The following is a 2,110-nucleotide window of genomic DNA, read 5'->3' as shown; positions in this document are numbered from 1 at the left end:
CTCGGCGGTGTCGCCGGAATTCGGCGTGCTGCTGGTCGGGCGGATTATTCAAGCGATAGGAACCGGCATGCTGCTGCCGCTTGTAATGAACGTAATCATGACCATTTATCCGCCGGAAAAGCGGGGAGGCGCAATGGGGATGTTAGGGCTCGTCGTCATGTTCGCGCCGGCGATTGGCCCGACTATATCGGGTTTAATCGTTGACGGGCTTTCATGGCGCTGGCTGTTTTACCTTGTGATACCGTTTGCGCTGCTCTCCATTATTATAGGAGCCGCTGTCCTGAAGAATGTGTCGGAAGTCACCAAACCGCGAGTGGACCTCCTATCCATCGTATTGTCGACGATCGGCTTCGGCGGAATCGTCTATGGGTTCAGCAGTGCTGGCGAACACGGTTGGTCGGAACCGGAAGTCATCTGGACGATCGCTGCGGGCGGTGTTTCCTTGTTGCTGTTCGTCTGGAGGCAACTATTGTTAAAGCAGCCTGTCATGGATTTACGTGCGTTTCGGTATCCGACATTTGCGCTTGTCGCGGTGCTGATGTTTGTGCTTATGATGACATTTTTCTCATCAGCGATAATGCTTCCGATATTTATGCAAGGGGTGCTCATGGTAACAGCATTCAAGTCCGGTTTGATCCTCCTTCCTGGCGGGATTGTGAACGGGTTCATGGCTCCGGTCTCAGGCAAGCTGTTTGACAAGTTTGGGCCTCGCGTTCTGGTCATCCCAGGACTGGCCATTGCCGTCATCTCGTTGTGGCAATTCACCCGATTCGACGAAGCAACGAGCACCGGCTTCCTCGTCGCCGTTCACATCGCGCTGATGATTGGCATCGCGCTAGTCATGATGCCCGCACAGACAGCGGGGCTCAACCAGCTGCCAAGCCATCTGCACCCGCACGGGACAGCGATCTTGAATACGCTGCAGCAGGTGTCCGGCGCAATCGGTACTGCCCTGTACATCAGTATTATGTCGGGCGGACAGAAGCAGTACTTGAGCGGAGCGAGCGATCCGCAGGCTCCGGCGGAAATCGTCAAAGGACTCGCAGCCGGTATCAACAACGCGTTCTGGTTCGGCGTCATCATCGCGCTCGTTGTGCTCGTACTCGGTCTCTTTCTCCGTAAAGGGAAATCGCCGGAGCATGAACAGGCGGCAGGATGAAGCAGGCCGTTCGTTGAGGGGGATCCATAAACCATAAGGAAAGCGTGGGGAATACGCATGAACGATTTTTTTAATGCAGCCATATGGGAAAAAGCGTGGAAAGACGAGTCCGATTTGAACATCAACAGGATGAAAAAGAATGGAATCGATCCTACCAGATCTTTTGACCATAAGGCCAAGACTTTCAACGAACAATCGTTTAGCGAAGAGGGAAGAAAACGAACCAAGCGAATCATGAACTGGCTTGAAGGACAAGGAGTTCGATTCGAAAACGCCTTCGTGCTGGATATTGGCGCCGCATCGGGCGTGTTCTCGGTGCCGTTTGCGGAGCGAGGGGCCCGTGTAACCGCCATAGAAACCTCTCTCCCGCTGGTCGAATTGTTGGAAGAAAACATCTCGAAGTTCGCCGAAGATCAGGTGAAGATGGTACTCGAACCGTTTGAAGATATTGACGTGCAGACCAAAGGCTGGAACCTGGCCTTCGATCTCGTCTTTGTCTCGATGTGCCCGGTCATTCACAATTGGGAGAGCGTGGAGAAGGTGCTCCAGTGCGCTCGAAAGTTCTGTTATATCAGTTTGCCGGTAAGTCCTGCGGAGCACAGCCTGGTGAATGAAATTTGGCCGCTCGTCACCGGTCAGCCCTACCATACGAAACTTATGGAAATGGGATATTTGCTGCATCTGTTGTATCTTAAAGGTTATGCATACGAATCGCTTATCACGCGGGAAGTGAAAACGACGGAAGTCTCCAGAGAAGCGGCGTTGCAGGAAGCGATGACCTGGCTTGGCCATCACCGTCTGCCTGCAGATGAGCGGAATCGGAACATCATTGCTGACTATTTGGAGCAAGCCTATCCGTCCGGCAAAGTCGTCATCCATGAAGGCGGGCGTTTTGGCAAAGTACTGATTCGATTACAGGATCAGAACATGTACACGAGAGAGATCTGAGTC

The 2,110-nt window shown here is 53.0% G+C and carries 2 protein-coding genes; both read left to right on the top strand.

What is annotated here, in order from left to right; genetic code table 11:
• The coding region (locus GC102_RS21075; RefSeq protein ID WP_171691241.1) for a DHA2 family efflux MFS transporter permease subunit at positions 1-1,159 on the top strand (1,159 nt) is incomplete at its 5' end.
• Between the two features lie 57 nt (positions 1,160-1,216).
• A complete protein-coding gene (locus GC102_RS21070) occupies positions 1,217-2,107 on the top strand; it encodes a class I SAM-dependent methyltransferase (RefSeq protein WP_171691240.1) in 891 nt (296 codons plus the stop codon).
• Positions 2,108-2,110 lie beyond the last annotated feature (3 nt).

It is taken from the genome of Paenibacillus germinis (assembly GCF_013141785.1).
Classification (GTDB): domain Bacteria; phylum Bacillota; class Bacilli; order Paenibacillales; family NBRC-103111; genus Paenibacillus_E; species Paenibacillus_E phytorum.
Note: the sequence above shows the minus strand (reverse complement) of the source record. Positions and strands in the feature narration are given on the sequence as shown.